The organism is Pediococcus siamensis (assembly GCF_047220215.1).
Lineage (GTDB): Bacteria > Bacillota > Bacilli > Lactobacillales > Lactobacillaceae > Pediococcus > Pediococcus siamensis.
Window position 1 is genome coordinate 1,659,796 of the sequence record NZ_CP178375.1, and the last position, 17,216, is coordinate 1,677,011.

18 protein-coding genes are annotated in these 17,216 nt (G+C 41.2%); 5 read left to right on the forward strand and 13 right to left on the reverse strand.

Translation table 11 applies throughout. The annotated features are described in order from the left end of the window. Positions 1-75: 75 nt before the first annotated feature. The 3 genes from ACLJJ6_RS08135 to ACLJJ6_RS08145 all read left to right on the forward strand — a co-directional run bounded on the left by ACLJJ6_RS08135 (position 76) and on the right by ACLJJ6_RS08145 (position 3,721). Positions 76-1,437, forward strand: coding sequence for an HD domain-containing protein (locus tag ACLJJ6_RS08135; protein ID WP_412988849.1), 1,362 nt, complete (start codon positions 76-78; stop codon positions 1,435-1,437). Between the two features lie 3 nt (positions 1,438-1,440). Beyond that, complete coding sequence (yidA, locus tag ACLJJ6_RS08140; RefSeq protein ID WP_412988851.1) at positions 1,441-2,259, forward strand: sugar-phosphatase; 819 nt, start codon at positions 1,441-1,443, stop codon at positions 2,257-2,259. Between the two features lie 220 nt (positions 2,260-2,479). Beyond that, the gene (locus ACLJJ6_RS08145) at positions 2,480-3,721 is read left to right on the forward strand and encodes an ISL3 family transposase (RefSeq protein WP_412988180.1); all 1,242 of its coding nucleotides are present in this window, start codon (positions 2,480-2,482) and stop codon (positions 3,719-3,721) included. 146 nt (positions 3,722-3,867) lie between these two features. On the opposite strand, the gene ACLJJ6_RS08150 is transcribed toward ACLJJ6_RS08145, so the two are convergent. From ACLJJ6_RS08150 to ACLJJ6_RS08205, 12 genes are all read right to left on the reverse strand, one after another. After that, positions 3,868-4,227: a DUF3899 domain-containing protein gene (locus tag ACLJJ6_RS08150; RefSeq protein ID WP_412988852.1), complete on the reverse strand. Its 360-nt coding sequence runs from the start codon at positions 4,225-4,227 to the stop codon at positions 3,868-3,870. Between the two features lie 49 nt (positions 4,228-4,276). Continuing rightward, entirely contained in the window at positions 4,277-5,176 is a 900-nt protein-coding gene (locus tag ACLJJ6_RS08155) for a YihY/virulence factor BrkB family protein (RefSeq protein ID WP_412988854.1), read from the reverse strand. Positions 5,177-5,327: 151 nt separating this feature from the next. Continuing rightward, complete coding sequence (locus ACLJJ6_RS08160) at positions 5,328-5,996, reverse strand: DUF3324 domain-containing protein (protein WP_412988856.1); 669 nt, start codon at positions 5,994-5,996, stop codon at positions 5,328-5,330. Further along, the gene (locus tag ACLJJ6_RS08165) at positions 5,989-6,396 is read right to left on the reverse strand and encodes a DUF916 domain-containing protein (RefSeq protein ID WP_412988857.1); all 408 of its coding nucleotides are present in this window, start codon (positions 6,394-6,396) and stop codon (positions 5,989-5,991) included. Before ACLJJ6_RS08165 ends, ACLJJ6_RS08160 begins: the two co-directional genes overlap by 8 nt. Positions 6,397-6,421: 25 nt before the next feature. Next, the gene (locus tag ACLJJ6_RS08170) at positions 6,422-7,141 is read right to left on the reverse strand and encodes a WxL domain-containing protein (RefSeq protein ID WP_412988859.1); all 720 of its coding nucleotides are present in this window, start codon (positions 7,139-7,141) and stop codon (positions 6,422-6,424) included. Positions 7,142-7,266: 125 nt separating this feature from the next. After that, complete coding sequence (locus tag ACLJJ6_RS08175; RefSeq protein WP_412988861.1) at positions 7,267-7,569, reverse strand: hypothetical protein; 303 nt, start codon at positions 7,567-7,569, stop codon at positions 7,267-7,269. A 14-nt stretch (positions 7,570-7,583) separates the two neighbouring features. Further along, complete coding sequence (locus tag ACLJJ6_RS08180) at positions 7,584-9,125, reverse strand: cell surface protein (RefSeq protein ID WP_412988863.1); 1,542 nt, start codon at positions 9,123-9,125, stop codon at positions 7,584-7,586. A 255-nt stretch (positions 9,126-9,380) separates the two neighbouring features. Next, entirely contained in the window at positions 9,381-10,898 is a 1,518-nt protein-coding gene (locus ACLJJ6_RS08185; protein WP_412988865.1) for a helix-turn-helix domain-containing protein, read from the reverse strand. A gap of 252 nt (positions 10,899-11,150) precedes the next feature. Next, on the reverse strand, positions 11,151-11,693 hold the full coding sequence (locus ACLJJ6_RS08190; RefSeq protein WP_412990456.1) for an Asp23/Gls24 family envelope stress response protein: 543 nt from the start codon (positions 11,691-11,693) through the stop codon (positions 11,151-11,153). Positions 11,694-11,762: 69 nt separating this feature from the next. Beyond that, on the reverse strand, positions 11,763-11,954 hold the full coding sequence (locus tag ACLJJ6_RS08195) for a DUF2273 domain-containing protein (RefSeq protein ID WP_412988867.1): 192 nt from the start codon (positions 11,952-11,954) through the stop codon (positions 11,763-11,765). A gap of 10 nt (positions 11,955-11,964) precedes the next feature. Further along, the gene (gene amaP, locus ACLJJ6_RS08200) at positions 11,965-12,531 is read right to left on the reverse strand and encodes an alkaline shock response membrane anchor protein AmaP (RefSeq protein ID WP_412988869.1); all 567 of its coding nucleotides are present in this window, start codon (positions 12,529-12,531) and stop codon (positions 11,965-11,967) included. Positions 12,532-12,543: 12 nt separating this feature from the next. Further along, on the reverse strand, positions 12,544-13,437 hold the full coding sequence (locus tag ACLJJ6_RS08205) for an SDR family oxidoreductase (protein WP_412988871.1): 894 nt from the start codon (positions 13,435-13,437) through the stop codon (positions 12,544-12,546). 324 nt (positions 13,438-13,761) lie between these two features. Between ACLJJ6_RS08205 and ACLJJ6_RS08210 the strand changes: the two genes are divergently transcribed. Then, positions 13,762-14,706, forward strand: a complete 945-nt coding sequence (locus ACLJJ6_RS08210; protein WP_412988873.1) for a magnesium transporter CorA family protein — start codon at positions 13,762-13,764, stop codon at positions 14,704-14,706. 212 nt (positions 14,707-14,918) lie between these two features. Further along, positions 14,919-16,160, forward strand: coding sequence for an ISL3 family transposase (locus ACLJJ6_RS08215; protein WP_412988180.1), 1,242 nt, complete (start codon positions 14,919-14,921; stop codon positions 16,158-16,160). A 96-nt stretch (positions 16,161-16,256) separates the two neighbouring features. On the opposite strand, the gene ACLJJ6_RS08220 is transcribed toward ACLJJ6_RS08215, so the two are convergent. Beyond that, positions 16,257-17,192: a hypothetical protein gene (locus ACLJJ6_RS08220; RefSeq protein WP_412988875.1), complete on the reverse strand. Its 936-nt coding sequence runs from the start codon at positions 17,190-17,192 to the stop codon at positions 16,257-16,259. Positions 17,193-17,216 lie beyond the last annotated feature (24 nt).

Below are 17,216 nucleotides of genomic sequence, written 5' to 3' on the forward strand. Positions count from 1 at the left end.
TTTCTAGTAACGAATTGACAAAACTTTGTTATACTAAGCTTAGCAAATAATTTCAAACGGAAGGAAGCCTATTTCATGGATTATCGCAACCAATTATTACCAATGGAAAAGGTGTTTCGCGATCCTGTTCACAACTACATTTATGTCCAAAATCAAGTTATTTTAGATTTAATCAACACCAAAGAATTTCAACGTTTACGGCGGATCCACCAGCTGGGAACGACCTCACTTGTCTTTCACGGTGCCGAGCATACCCGCTTCTCACACTCTTTGGGGTGTTATGAGGTTGCCCGCCGGATCTGTGATAGTTTTGAACGAAACTACCCGACAAAAGCACCTGGTGATGGCCTGTGGGATAATTCCGAACGGCTTGTGACGCTTTGTGCGGCCCTTTTACATGACATCGGTCACGGGGCTTATTCGCATACTTTTGAGCACATTTTTCACACCGATCATGAACGCTACACTGAAGAAATCATTACGGATTCGCAGACTGAGGTCAACCGAGTATTACGTCGCGTTTCCCCAAAATTCCCTGCCGAAGTTGCTAGTGTGATTTCCCATAAGTATCCTAATCCGCAGGTAGTTCAAATGATCTCCAGTCAAATTGATGCTGATCGCATGGACTATCTTTTGCGCGATTCTTATTACACAGGCACCAATTATGGGACTTTTGACTTAACCCGTATTTTACGCGTTATGCGTCCCTATAAAGGCGGTATCGCCTTTTCAATTAGTGGCATCCATGCAGTTGAAGATTTTATTGTCAGCCGCTTTCAGATGTACTTACAAGTTTATTTTCATCCTGTGTCTCGTTCTATGGAAATGATTTTAAGTCATCTCCTGCAACGTGCAAATGAAATTTACGGTCAGGATCCACAAACTGCCTCGCGCAAATTTATCCCGTATTTTCTCATGCCTTTTTTTGAACATACTGCAACGGTCAGCGACTACTTGCGCTTAGATGACGGCGTTTTAAACACTTATTTCCAGCAATGGGAGGACGACCACGACCCAGTCTTGAACGATCTCTCAAATCGGTTTTTAAATCGGATTCCACTTAAGTCAGTCCGATTTACACAAGAAACAGCTTATCTTTTACCAGAATTACGCAAGCTCATTGAAAAAGCCGGCTTTAACAGCACGTATTATACTGCCGTCAATGATAGTTACGACTTACCTTACGATGCTTATGATCCCAGTACCACCAAGCCGCGCACCCAAATTGAACTGATGCAACACGATGGCAGCTTAGTGGAGCTTTCCACCATTAGTACACTGGTCGCTGCCATTACGGGCCGTGTTTCTGGTGACCAGCGTTTCTTTTTCCCTAAAAAAATGCTATCGACGGATGCCGATGAACTGTTTTACCCTATTTATCAAGAATTTCAAAGTTATATGAACAATGGCATTTTAATAACCCCCAAGGAGGTGTAGCTGATGTCAATCAAACTAGTGGCCATTGACCTTGATGGCACGCTTTTAACAGATAACAAAACCATTACGCCAGCTACAGTAAAAGTCATTCAAGCCGCTAGCCAAGCCGGCGTTAAAATCGTGCTATGCACCGGACGACCGCTAACTGGTGTCGCCGAACACTTGCAAACACTAGGCCTTTTGGGCGATGATCAGTATGTAATCACCTATAATGGCGCTTTGGTGCAAACAATTAATGGGCGCGTGCTCATTCGTCATACCTTGAACTACGATGATTATACGGATCTAGAAGCTTTGAGCCGCAAGCTAAAAAGCCACTTTCATGTAGAAACGGAAAATCACATCTACACCGCAAACAAAAATTTAAGCCCCTACACAATTGGGGAGAGTTTTTACGTACGCATGGGCATCCGCTATCGTGACGTTAGCGAAATGCCGCACAATCTCAAAATACCCAAGGGCATGTTTATCGACCCGCCCGAAAAAATTACCGCCCTGCGTGCACAAATTCCGCAGGCGTTTCTGGATAAATATTATTTTGTCCAAAGTGAGCCTTATTTTCTTGAGGTCTTAAACAAATCAGCCAGCAAGGGCAATGCACTGCGCGATCTTGCTAAACGGCTTAACTTTAAACCGGAAAACCTGATGGCCATCGGTGACCAGGGCAATGATTTAGCTATGCTGCGCTACGCCAAAACCGCGGTGGCTATGGGAAATGCCATTCCGGAAGCCAAAGCGTTAGCCACATATGTGACCGCAACTAACGAACAAGATGGTGTTGCCCAAGCCATCCAAAAGTTCGTTTTACCACAGGCCAATTAGCTTTGTACGGAGTTAACACTTCTCTATCGGATTACGCTTCGTTGCTCAATTGTCCCGAATTGCACCCTGACTTTTTAAAGACTAGCAAAAAACTCTGGGTCTACACTTTCTGGTATTGGTGAATAACTGATACCAGTTTTTATTTTGAAAAAAAAAAGGACATTTGCCCTCTTTGTGTTACGATTTAATCGCCTAATAAAATCGAAAAGAGGAAAAACAAATGTCCCTAACTAATTCTATCCTAAGCCTATTCGAAATAACAGACCCTAATTTAACTGTAACTGAGATTACTAAGGAACATTATCCCAATGGGCAACACGTTCATGTCGTTCACGCTATCCTTTCCTATCAACTTTTAAAATGTCCTCATTGTGGCCATAAATCTCTAATCAAAAATGGAACTCACATTGGCCATCTAAGATTGGGAACCTTATCAGGTGGACGTTATGAGATGCAGCTAAAACGACAAAGATATCAATGTAAACGGTGTTTAAAAACCTGTGGTGCTCAAACTAACCTCGTTAAACGTAATGAAACTTTTACGCATAATGTGAAACATCAAGTAATTGTTCTGGCTCGGGATATGCTGACCAGTAAAGAAATCGCTAAGATTTGTGGGATTTCACCAAGTAGTGTTCAACGCATTTTAAATGCGAATATTCACTTAGCTTATCGTGTTAAAACACTCCCCCAAAATCTTTGTTTTGATGAATTCCGTTCCTGTAATCATCTAATGTCCTTTAACTGTTGCGATGCCGTTAGTCATCGCCGCATTGTGATTCTTAAGGATCGCCTTAGTAAGGATATCATTGATTACTTTGAAGCTCGCTATTCAGTTCAAGAACGTATGAAAGTTCAAACAATCACCGTTGATATGAATGCTGAGTATGCTGGCTTTATTCATCGGTTATTTCCTAAGGCAATAACCATCATTGACCGTTTCCACATTATTCAACTTGCCGGTCGGGCACTGGATAACGAACGTACACGTGTGATCCATACTTTTCAAGATAAGCATTCCCGAGTTTATCGCATTCTAAAATCTCAATGGCGTTTGTTCCATTTGGCAGAAGAAAAGGTCAATGATACTAAACTTATCTATTTACACGGTATCAACGAATACATGACCCAACAGAACGCCATTGACCTAGCCTTAGATGAATTTCCAGAATTTAAAACTGTGTATCAAACCTATCAAGGAATTCTAACAGCCATTCAACAAAAAGATGCGGTTGGATTTAAAACCTTGATTGCCAACTACAAGGCGGCTGGCAACCAAATGGATATTACTATCTCAACTTTAATAAAGAATGGTCCTGCTGTTCTCAATAGTTGTCGTTATCCGTATTCCAACGGTCCTATTGAAGGACTAAATCGTAAAATTAAGGTGTTAAAGCGTAGCTGTTTTGGTTTTCAAAATATTCATAACTTTTTCATTCGTATCAGTTTAATTTATGCGTAAACAAAAAAAGCACATTCACCGAAGTGAACATGCTTTTCAAAAATCTCCACCAATACAATTTGACAGAGACCCAAAACTCTTTTACACCTACCTGTGAGTAGTGGTAAAAGAGTTTTTTATTGTGTAACATCATCGTTTTCGCAGAACTATAACGTAATTAAAATACTAACCACAACGGTAAAAATGCCAATATGCAAAAAGTAGCGCGCCGGTTTCGTTAACACAATCGGTGCATTTTTTATGCTGGCGACTTTGTGCACATCAATCTTTTTTTGCGGTAGATCCTCTTCACCTTTACGCGGATGTCTAAACCAGCCGGTAAATAGGTGGCCGCGTTCCAAAACAAAAACCATGCCAATAATCAAAAATGCTAAGCCAACCATGAAGAAGTGATTACTAACCACAATTAGCGAGCCCACAATTAGCCAGTCAATCAAGCCTACCATTACAATCACGCCATCTGTTGTCAGTGCTTTATGTGTTTTTAAAAAATTCGTAATCGTCACACCTTTATCCTGTTCGAAGTTATTCGCTACTTGCTGTCTTTTGTTTGTATTATACCAGTTTATTTTTATTTTGCTGCCGTTTTTTTAACCACGGGATTTTCGGCTCAAACGGGCGTTTTTGGAAATATTCCTGAAGGGCTGCATTGACTACCCCGCCAATCAGTAAAATCTCGGCCAAAAAATCAAGCCACAGCATAATGATAATGAAGGTTCCGATTGTTTTGTAAGTCGTCATCGCGCCACCAAAATAGCGCAGATACAAAGCGAAAAATTGGGTTAGCAATAATAAGCCAACCATCGAAAAGGCTGCTCCCACCCAAACATACCGCCAATAAACTCGCGCCGTGGGGACCACAACAAACAAAACGGCTAAAATTCCCCAAGCACCAATAATGGTAATGGGCCACTTAATTGTCGCCACAAAACTGCTCAAATCAGCCGGTAAATGCAGGATCGGCGTTAAATAATTCAAAACTGCTGAACTCAATGAGAAGAACAGCACGATCAACACTAGCGCTATCATGAACAGAAAAGCAATCAGAAAGGATAAGATCCGACTTAGGATAGCGTTGGAACTATTCTGCATTTCGTAGGTCGCATCCAAAGCTTTTTGAAATACTGCAATCCCCCGACTTGCGGACCAGAGCGCCACCACAACCCCCACTGAAAAAATCCCGCCATTGTTGGACGTCAACAGTTGTTCAATTAGCGGGCGTAAAATCGTGTAAATATTTTCGGGCATGGCTTGTTTAACGTACTGCAGCACCGTTTTGACCGGCAAATTCAAAAGTGGGAGTAAGTTTCCAATTAATAACAGCAACGGAAAAAACGACAGCAAGGTATAATATGCCAACACGATCCCGTTATTAGAAATATTTCCCAGCTGGTAACGACGCACAAAAATCATGAGAAATTTAAAAAACTGTGTTTCCTTAAGGCGTGCAAGCATCTGAATAACCCCTTTTCGTTTCGTTTTCTTTTAGTTTACCATTTGTGGAGTTCTTATAAAAACAATAAGTTGTTTTGCTTCACAAACACGAAAAAAACGATCTCCCGAGTTTTCACAGGAGAAATCGTTCTTCAAGGAGGGGTTATTTTAATTACTTTTCGTGGTGCTTAAGTTGTTCTTTTAGCGCTTGATTTTCGGCTTCTTTGGCCTTAAGTTTTCTGCGAATTACCCAAAAGGCGATGCCGAAAAGGAGTAAGAGGATGAGACCGCCGATCGTAAAGTAAATCCAGCTGTAGTCTTTTTTGATGGAAACATCTTTGGCGTTCAGGGTCGCTGCTTTTTTACGGGTAATGGTAAACTGCTTTTTAAAGTGCCAGATTTGTTGTTTCGACTTCGCCGTGATGTCCATCACGTACTTGCCTGCTTTTAGCGGTTGTCCGTTAAGCTTGAGTCCATAATTGAAGACAGAATTAGGTGCCATCTGCATGTTAATGGACTTTTGTTGATAGAGTGTTTTGGAACTGCCAACCTTATGAACCTTTGCTTTAACTGACAACTTATTCAGGTAAGTCGCTTTGACATTGCGAAGCCGGGCGTTGATCACGTTACGAAGATTGACTTGCCCGGGTTTTACACTCGCTAATTTCATATCAGGTAAGACTTTTTTCGTATTCTGCTGTAAAACAAATCCGATGAGATAGGCATATTCATTTTGGACCGTGGTGCCTTTTTTCTTTTTCGCTGTCTGACTGATTTTGGCATTTTCATCTTGAAGACGAATGCCACCAGCCATCACACCATCGAATTTACTTTTAGGCATCCGCACGCGCAAATGAATTTTCTTGGTTTGATTTGCTTTTTAAAACGACGGTCTTTTCAACGGGAGTCACATAATCTGCTAACGAATACTTTAACGAAGGATCCAAATTCTTTGAACTGACATGTTGGTATTCAACAACACCGTTCAGGTTGGTCGTCGCTGTATTCACTTCTGGATTAATTTTAACTTCTTCTTTGGTTCCGTTTGTGACGGTCACCGTGACCGTTTGCTGCTTCCCCGGATCAAGCTGCAAATCAAAATAGGTGACCTTTTGATCAACCTGATTCTTCGGCAGGTTGGCTTGAACACCAAAAGTTAATTCATTCGCCGAAACCGGAGAAAGGGTAAGCATTCCCACAACCAAAGTTAGCATAATCAGAAGATAAGTTTTCCATTTCACAGTGACGACCCCCTTTTAGTTATTTCTACGAGTTTGTTGGTGTATCTGCTAAACTCCAAGTTAAAGTTGTGCTGTAGCTATCTGCATTAGGATGTGCCGCTGCGGGTACGGATAATTTAACTGTGGCGTTGCCCTCAGTCCCAAAAACATCTAGCCAAGTTCCTGAACCACCACCAGCTTTAGCACTCATGACATTCATTGTGGCCCCATTCGGGTCTAATGCCGTGCCGTCAGTCGTGGAACTTACCGTTTTGTTAGATTCTGGATAAGTGTTGCTGGTTGTTTTGACTGTCCCGGTTCCCATTAAGATTTCAGCACCGGTCAGACTATCAGCGCTACTATCCTTAAAATCGCCATTTTGGCTAACGGTCAAGCTCCAGCCCTTAGGATCACCAGCACGTCGATCTGAGACTTGGACGTAGTTTGGAAATGTTTTGTCACTACCAGTATCATCTTCAGCCGTGTACACGGTATCTGCAGTTGGCACATCATGCGTTCCAAAATTAAAGTTGGAAACATAATCAATACTTAAAGGACCAGCTTCACCAGTTCCTTCTCCACCGCCGGGTTGTTCCGGATCAGTTGGATCAACGGGATCTACCGGTTCCGTGGTATTTTCTTTAAAAGTTGCCGAAGCCGTGGTATTTTCTGTCCGTGTGTCTGCTAAAGCCGTGACCGGGGCCAAGGCTCCTAAAGCAAGTCCGCTAATACTGATAATTGAAAGTAAAGTTGCTTTTTTGATCATGGTAATCGCTCCTATCCTGTTTATTATTGACATCATGTTTATAGTTACCCAAGGGTTTTACAATTAGTTATTATTGAGGTTGTGATGATTGATTTAGTTATTATTGAATTGGATTGCCGTCTTAGCTACTTTTGTTGCGTACGTTTGCTTTTCCGAACACCCCAGAGGATGATCCAGCCGATTCCAGCCACTCCAATTGCTTGCCAGGTGATGTCCGCACGCTCATTGGTTTGTGGTAAGTAGGCCTGCTTCTTGCCTGGCTGTGTGACAATAGTATCTTGGATCGGTCGATCAGATACATTGGGTTTCGGTGTTGATTTCGTAAAGCCAACGTAACTTTGCGAAACATGCGTATCTCCACGAATAGGTGAATTGAACAAACACATCGTGGCGATACTTAAAATCACGAGTACGAATCTTCTTTTCACTATGCATCATCTCCCTACTGGTTAGCCGGCGTATCTTGCAAATTCCATGTAACCGTGCCGGAATAGGTCTCCCCAGCAATCGGTTGACCGGCTGTCGGTTCAAAGGCCAGTCCGTTTTGATTGTTCCAATCACCGGAAATATCCGTCGTCGTATTCGGTTCGGAGGTTGTTAAATTCTTAACTGGACTGGCGGCAGAACTTAACGTGTAATCCGTCCCGGCATTTAAATAATGGAGGCTGTTGGTCAGCACACTCTTGGTTGTTGTTCCCGTCATTTGTTTGGTCAGTGCCACGGTTAGGCTCCAGCCGTTATCAGTTACACCGCTCGGAAGCACACGGGTATCTTTCACGCTCAGAGCCTGACTGCCGGCAGCGATCTTCCCCATATAAACTTGTTTTCCAGTTAGATTAGGGTCCAGATTACTGCCAAAATCAATTTTGTCAGGTGCAGTTAGCGTTAAATCACCACTTATATAACCAATTCGCAGCGTAAAGGAACTTACAAATCCTTGAGCATTCGTAAAAAATACCCGAAGCTGATAAACTGATCCCACGATGGCGGCGGTATATGTTGGAAATTTATTACTTGGAATTGAAAAACTAAATTTATCTTTAGCACCGCTACCCGTGGCTTGTATTGTGCCTAATGATTGGCTAACCCCAGCTTGTGGTGGATTGGGACCACTTCCTGAAAGCTTGGTTAGCGTGTAACTAGCAGTAATTTTTTCCTTCACTGTATCTTGAACAATCCCAGAAATGGCTTGCGCAGAAGTGTTCGCATAGTAATATAAATAGGCAATTCCATGTTTACCAGGTATCTGATCTAAAGTGTAATCTGCAGTTGCCCCCGCTCGACCAGATTTTGTTGGGGTTTTAGAACTGCTATTGGCTGTTGAGCTGGAAACGCTAAAATCACTGGCTGTATTTGCTTGAGCACTAGCACTCTGCGCATTTGACGACTCCTTTTCGTTAGTGCTTGAATCACTCTTTGTGCTCTCAGCAGTCGTTTGCGCCTGATTGTCGATTGAGGCACTACTTGCTTGTTCCTCAGATGAAGCGGATTGCGCGGTGGAACTTTGCGACTCACTTGTGGCCTGTGTAGCGCTTGTTTCCGAAGCTGATTGCCCGCTGATCTGTAACACGTTACTCTTCAAAGCACCCCCACTATCGATGCAGCTCAGCGAATACGTTCCCGCCGAGTTGACCACAAACGGTAATGCAAAACTACCAGCCGTTGTCTTTGACATGGTTAAAACGAGGTGATCACTTTCTAGGCGATACTGAAAATGACTTGTCTGGGCTGTTTGTGCCAGTTTTGTTTGTTCAATCTCTAATCCCACTGGCACCACTAGACTCACTTCTTGAGTGTCAGCTACCTGAATTTGACTTCGCGTAACCTTCACTGCCACAACATCGCCGACATTTGCCGTTGGGGTTTGGGTACTAAGGCTAATTAACGATTCGGCATCATCCGCATAGGTCTTCTGATAGTGGTAAAACCCAAGAAGACTAGTTAGCGTGATGAAGACGATTAAGGACTTCAAAATTCTTTTCACAAATCATCACCTCTCTTTGGTGTGCCACTCTTTTCTACACGTTAATCATAACAAGTTTTTTATGATAACGATTTCATATTTTTTTAGTTTAGTCTTTTTTTTGAAAAAATAGCCCCAGGATGTCTAAATTTATCCTACATTTTTAAACGTGGCATTCATAAATAAGTACCCACAAATACCAAAAAAAGCATTTATAGCCTAGAATCCCGGTCGTTTTGCCAACGTTTGGGCGAATTTTCTAACTACAAATGCTTTTTATTCAATATTATTTTTTTTAAACATTAACCGATGTACAGGAGTGGTTTCATAGAAATGGGTTTCGACAATTTTTTTAATTGCCTCGAGGTCATGGACAGTCCCAATATTGGTTAACCAGTATGTGTAATCCGTGTCATCATACGGTTCCTTATGATAATTAGTTAATACTAAATCATAAGCATTACCTGGTTGATAATAATTGACGTTAACGCGGAGATCCTTTTTAAACGTTTTTCGAATCAGATCAATAATAACCTGACTGACGTAATAATCAAACGTCGTGTCAACCCCGATATTAATGTCGCGAATTTGTTGATAACGAAAATCACGCACCACAAACAAAAGTCGTCGTTGAAAATAAAGAACGTTGTGCCTAATCAAGGCGTTTAATGCCGGCATATTTGAACGCCGCAATACCCGCATGAGTTCTTGCACGACCCGGCGCGCTTGACTAGTAAAGAAATGGTGCACGTAATAGTCCTCATAAAGGTCGTCCATATACTCCATGTTCCCGGTAAAACAAAAGGGCCGGGCACAGATATCAAAAACTAGTTTCTTGAGTTCAAATGGCCATTGCTGATCACTAATTTCCAGCGTTGCTTGGATCGTGTGATTAACTTCATCGACAATCTGCGCAAGTTGAGTTTGTTGAGAATTGTAGATGTCATAAAAGCGTCTCGCCACATTTGTTTTGCTGTTAAAAATAGCCATACTCATCAACATCACGCAAAAGGCTTCGGTTTCAAACTGTGATCTCGTTTGAGAGCGAATCGAAAATGTTTTTTGAAATACTTTTTTAACGTGTGTATATAACTCATTATTCGCATACAGTTCCCTTACTTTGGGGGCAATTTTCATTTGCATTCTCCCCTGTGAATTAGCACGATTTTGCGAAATTACAAGCCATAAATGGACCCGATGAACCGCTTCTGAATGAAAATAAAAATGGAGCTCATCTTGTAAAGCGTTAATAAACTGATTCAAATCTGCGGCAAGTTTTTGTGGATAATAGTTAACGAGTTGAAATAAAGTATAATAAAAAAACCGGATTTGTAATTCATCGCCCACCAAATTACCATTACGAATAGTTAGATCGAATTCTACCAAAATATCGTTCAACTGCTTGATAACCCGATATAACGATGCCTCGCTTAAGTTAAGCTTTTCTTGTAGGATGTACGTACTTGCCCCCGGATGTTCATAAAGAAACATAATAACTTGATACTTAGGAGAAATTTTTAGGTAGCGTTCAAAAAGCCAGCTATCAATCGCAAAGTTCTGACGCACACGAAACTCGACAGTGGTCGCCTTAATGTCAAACGAAATTTTGCCATCTTGGATAAGTACTTGCATATCTGTTTGCAGATCTTCCAAATACCGCTTTAAAGTGGCTAAAGAGATTTTTAGGCGTTTCGCCAACGATTGTTTGGTGATCGGACCGTCATCTAAATAGAGGATCTCCAAAATTCTAACTAAATATTGTTGATTCTTTTCTAATAAATCTGCTTTATACATACTTACGTCTCACTTACCCTCCTGTTTATTCGCACGCTCCCCTCTTACACTTTACCATAGAATAACAAAACGCTTACAAAAACTTCCTTTTTTTTGAATGTGCACCTAAGTTAGCAAACAAGGGACCATCTTGTCAGATAGCGGTCGCCATTAAGGCACTTTTTGGTCTTTCGGACACAAAAAAAGTACTGCTCGCCAAAGTAGTTTTTCACTTTCAAGCAGTACTTTTTATTCTCATTAAGCGACCTGTGGTTATTCAACCCGCGGTTCTCTTGCTTCATCTACTTTACGACGACCTTTATCCATCGCCCGTTTTGCTTGGTCCGTTTTCCGGGAAGCAAAATCACCTGTTTTTTCAGCTGTATTTTTTACTTTATCTTGAACCGTTTCACTATCAGCTTCATATTCCTCACGTGTTTTAACATCGACCACGTTGACGTTTAACTCAATAACATCCAAGTGTGTCATTTCCTTAACTTCCCGTGTAATAACGGTTTTCATTTGATCATAGATATCTTCAATATCTTTGCCATATTCAGCAACAATATCCATATCTAAGGCCACTTGTTTTTTGCCGACTTCTGCGTTAATCCCGGTATGCACATCGTCCGTATTCACTAATTTTTCTTTGATGTTGGAGAAGAAGCCGCCGTCCACAGTGAGTAAACCATCAATTTCTTCTAAAGCAATGCCCACAATTTTTTGGACAACTTTATCATCATAAGTGAGTTCACCGCGAACTGAATTTGAGGTTTGTGTATTTGTTTCGTTAGTCATTTGTTCTCTCCTTGTCATTGATCGTTTAGAATCTGTCATCTTATTTGGTTGCATAATTTCTTTTTCTTTCATGTCAACTTCCTCCTCTTATTTACGGTCTAAATAGTCATCTAAGATATGTGTCTTATCTAGATACAAACCAATTGTCGCCCCCACTACCATTAAAATAATCAGCAGTAACGTCTGAAAAAAACCAATTGTGACCAGTAAAATAGCAATTACCAGTCCCACAATGCCGCCGATAATGGGGAGCTTATATTCGTCAAATATCTCTTTCATTTGCGACCTCCTACTCTACACGAACATTTTTGGAAGCTGTCGTATCTCTCGTTTCATAACGGTCTAATTTGACGTTTACTTTGACTGAATGGTTCTCACCAATCAAATTCCGGATGCGCTCTTGAACCCGGGCCGACCAATCTTCTGTGTGGTCCACTAATGCGGAGGTGCGTTTAATCTCACCTTTAACCATGACCCTAATGCGATGATTGAGCGTTTGAACTCGCACTTTTGGCGAACCGATAAAGTCTTCGTCATTAATCATGGAACGAACGATTCCTTCAATAGCCCGACTATGCACGCTTAGTTTGCCACGATCGTCTTTGAGCACAAAGGTCGTTGTCGCCTTCGGATAGAAGAGGACCACTACCAATGCAATTAAAAACAATGCTAGACATAAGACGGCAATCCAAAATAACGTCGTGTACGCGTAGTAATTGGTTAAAAAGAAGTACCTGATACTTCCTAACAGTTGTGACTGTTGATCTCCGGGCCAAGTGACTGAGGCCACGAATACGCACACAACCATAAAAAGTAAAGTACCAATAACGAGGACCGTTTTTGAGAATTTATTCATAAGTTCGTCCTCCTATAAATTAATCGCTTCGCCACCCGTAACGCCGTAGATTTGTGCAGTCACGTAACTTGCATCATTAGAAGCTAAGAAGACATACACAGGAGCTAATTCGGCAGGTTGTCCCGCACGTTTTAACAAACTATCTTGTCCGAATTCTGGCAAAGCTTCCGTTGGCTGCCCATGGTCTAATTGGAGCGGTGTCCAAATCGGTCCCGGTGCAACGCCGTTAACGCGGATTCCTTTATCTGCTACCTGCTTGGCCAAATTAACCGTAAAATTGGCAATTGCGGCTTTGGTTGCCGCATAATCCATCAGATGTGCACTTGGATTAAAGGCCTGAATAGAAGTTGTCGTCACAATACTACTTCCGGCTGGTAAATGTGGGAGCGCTGCTTTGACCAGTGCAAACATGGACACAATATTCACTTGAAAAGTATCTTGAACCTGTTTAATGGAGAGTTCTTCAAGTGATGGGCGCGAAATCTGCTGTGCCGCATTCAAAACCAGCGTATCAAGGCCGCCAAATTCAGCAATTGTCTTCTCAACTAGTTTTTCTGGAGCATCTTCTTGGCGAAGATCACTAGGGAGTAAGAGCACCTTACGACCGGCTTCCTCGATATATTCGGCAACTTCATTAGCATCTTTTTCCTCTCCTGGGAAAAACTGAATAGCTACATTAGCTCCTTCACGGGCAAAAGCGATGGCGGCAGCGCGACCAATCCCGGAATCACCACCCGTAATCAGCACACGCCGATTTTCTAACTTGTGATTTCCTTGATAAGTCTTCTCACCGCAATCCGGTTTAGGCTGCATTTTTGTCTGAAGAGCTGGTGTTTCTTGATCCTGCTTTTCAAACCCCTCTGTGTGATAAAGCTCACGTGGATCTTGCAAATCTGGTTCCTGCATACGTTATCTTCCTCCTTTTCAAATTTCTGGATGCCAGTGACGCCAACACGTTATCAAAGGAAAGGAATCCTCTTTAACAGGTTAAATAATTTAAAGAAGATTCCTTCTTGATACTTCTAGAATAACGAACGACTCGCCTCTTTCCAAGTTAGATGCTCAACAAAAACTAATAATTAAAATAAGCAAATTCTTTATATTGCAGGCTGATTTTTGTCATACTTAAACTAGACGATTCAATTGATTTTTCTAATTTTAAAGGCTCTCCGATAAAATCAGCCTATTTTTATGACAGTTATTTTCTGGAATCGGAAAGGAGACGGAGTTATGATTTTGCAGTTTAACATTTCCAATCAGGGTGTTGTCAAAACGACTAATCCGCGCCATGCGAATTGGCTAGTTTTGAAAGATGCGTCATCAAAAGAAATTCAAACCGTTATCGATCAATTTCAATTGCCAAATGATATTTTTATTGGATCCACGCGTGCCGAAGAAGTTACCCGCTTTGAAAAGCTCAGTGGCACTAGCCTTAACACCTGTTACTCCCTTGTTTTAATGGATCTGACTGCTGACACACAAGCCAGTATCGAAACCCGGCTTGAGCCCATTTCATTTGTCATTTCTGATTCATTAGTGATCACGCACATGAATGCCGATTCCGTTTTTATCGAACATCTGCTGGAAAAAAAGCGTTTCGAAATTACCAGTAAACAGCTTTTAATGGCCTTTTCGATCTTAACTATCTATACCCATTACATTAAAGAATTAACCACGCTGAAACAAACCATTGATGAGTTAGATCAAGCAGCGCGAAAAACAACGGAAAATAAGGAACTCTTCCGCCTAGCAGATACCGAGCGCCGTGTCGTTTATCTGGATCACACCCTCCAAGATCAGGCCGAAACGCTTGATGTTTTGTGGACAGAAAAATCATTTGTCGCCAAACTGGATAATGAAGCGCTGCTGTATGATATTAAGTTGCGTCAACGCCATGCGGGTAAAATGATTCGGATTTATCGTGATCTGTTGGAAACGATTGGGGGATTATTTACTGACATGATGGACAACAACTTGAATCATTTAATGAAGTACCTTGACTCCGCGGGGCTCATCATTTCGGTTCCCGCTCTAATTGCTGGTATTTGGGGCATGAACACCGGCGGAATGCCAGCAGAAGGTTCTTCACTGGGATTTTTGATTGTGACGGGCCTCGCGCTCGGGTTGGGGATCGTCACTGCCATCCATCTCAAAAGGAAAGACTATTCCAAATAAACTTATTTTAACCACACAAAAAATCGGATTGCTTCGAGATGAACGCTTCATCTGGAAACAATCCGATTTGTGTTTATGCCGTTTATTTGGGTCTACACTTTCTGGTATTGGTGAATAACTGATACCAGTTTTTATTTTGAAAAAAAAAAGGACATTTGCCCTCTTTGTGTTACGATTTAATCGCCTAATAAAATCGAAAAGAGGAAAAACAAATGTCCCTAACTAATTCTATCCTAAGCCTATTCGAAATAACAGACCCTAATTTAACTGTAACTGAGATTACTAAGGAACATTATCCCAATGGGCAACACGTTCATGTCGTTCACGCTATCCTTTCCTATCAACTTTTAAAATGTCCTCATTGTGGCCATAAATCTCTAATCAAAAATGGAACTCACATTGGCCATCTAAGATTGGGAACCTTATCAGGTGGACGTTATGAGATGCAGCTAAAACGACAAAGATATCAATGTAAACGGTGTTTAAAAACCTGTGGTGCTCAAACTAACCTCGTTAAACGTAATGAAACTTTTACGCATAATGTGAAACATCAAGTAATTGTTCTGGCTCGGGATATGCTGACCAGTAAAGAAATCGCTAAGATTTGTGGGATTTCACCAAGTAGTGTTCAACGCATTTTAAATGCGAATATTCACTTAGCTTATCGTGTTAAAACACTCCCCCAAAATCTTTGTTTTGATGAATTCCGTTCCTGTAATCATCTAATGTCCTTTAACTGTTGCGATGCCGTTAGTCATCGCCGCATTGTGATTCTTAAGGATCGCCTTAGTAAGGATATCATTGATTACTTTGAAGCTCGCTATTCAGTTCAAGAACGTATGAAAGTTCAAACAATCACCGTTGATATGAATGCTGAGTATGCTGGCTTTATTCATCGGTTATTTCCTAAGGCAATAACCATCATTGACCGTTTCCACATTATTCAACTTGCCGGTCGGGCACTGGATAACGAACGTACACGTGTGATCCATACTTTTCAAGATAAGCATTCCCGAGTTTATCGCATTCTAAAATCTCAATGGCGTTTGTTCCATTTGGCAGAAGAAAAGGTCAATGATACTAAACTTATCTATTTACACGGTATCAACGAATACATGACCCAACAGAACGCCATTGACCTAGCCTTAGATGAATTTCCAGAATTTAAAACTGTGTATCAAACCTATCAAGGAATTCTAACAGCCATTCAACAAAAAGATGCGGTTGGATTTAAAACCTTGATTGCCAACTACAAGGCGGCTGGCAACCAAATGGATATTACTATCTCAACTTTAATAAAGAATGGTCCTGCTGTTCTCAATAGTTGTCGTTATCCGTATTCCAACGGTCCTATTGAAGGACTAAATCGTAAAATTAAGGTGTTAAAGCGTAGCTGTTTTGGTTTTCAAAATATTCATAACTTTTTCATTCGTATCAGTTTAATTTATGCGTAAACAAAAAAAGCACATTCACCGAAGTGAACATGCTTTTCAAAAATCTCCACCAATACAATTTGACAGAGACCCGTTTATTTACTTTTTGTTTCAAAATTAATTTGTTTCATATTTACCTGAGATGGTATTTAACTTTGAAACGCTTCCCGTCTGGGTATTGTATCTGTATATTCCGGTTAAACTTCCCACCGTATTAGTCGAATTATCTTGCCGGACTTCAATTTGATAAGAGTTAGTAGCTACCTGACTCACACTGTAAGACAAACCGCTTTGACTGGAAAGACCGGCTGCACTTTGGAACGATGTAATAATACTATCGATTTGTGAATCAGACAAACTTCCCGTGGTCTGTGAAGAACTAGAACTGCTGGTTGATTCAGAAGTAGTACTGGAACTAGAACTGCTCGTTGCCGCACTCGAACTACTAGATTGGGCAACATTGATCTGGTTCGTCAAAGCTGCACCTTGATCCTGCAACTTTTTAATTGCTCTCACATTAGAAGGCAACGCATTTAGCTGCGCCAACGAACTTTTAGCCGTTTCATAATAACCATTGGTGACCGCATCATAGGCACTTTGATAAAGGCTATTAGCTTGTTCTAGTTGCTTAGCTTGAGTAGTCAAAGTCTTCGCCTGCGATGTTAAAGCCGGGCTTTTAGCCTGTTCGGTAGAAATTTTATTCAAACTGGATTCTGCTGAAGACGTATCACCATCATTCAGTGCCGCTTTAGCTGCCAGATAGTTTTGAACATTCGCTAAAAGCTCGTTCACTTTACCATCATTGCTATCTAGTTTTTGTGCTTTTTTTAAAGTTGCAAGGGCAGTTGTCGTTTTGCCATTTTCAATTTCTTTTTGTGCTTTAGTTAGTAAAGCAGTTGCTTTTTTCTGATTTGTGGGTGTGGATGATGAAGACTCTGTCGAACTGCTGGTTAAGCTAGCTTGGTCGCGCTTAGAACAAGCAGTTAAGGAAAATACTGCTAAAAGTGCCAGCAGTGCGACAAATCCTCTTTTCATACTTAATCGTAAAGTCATGATTTTCTCCTCCTTGACGATATT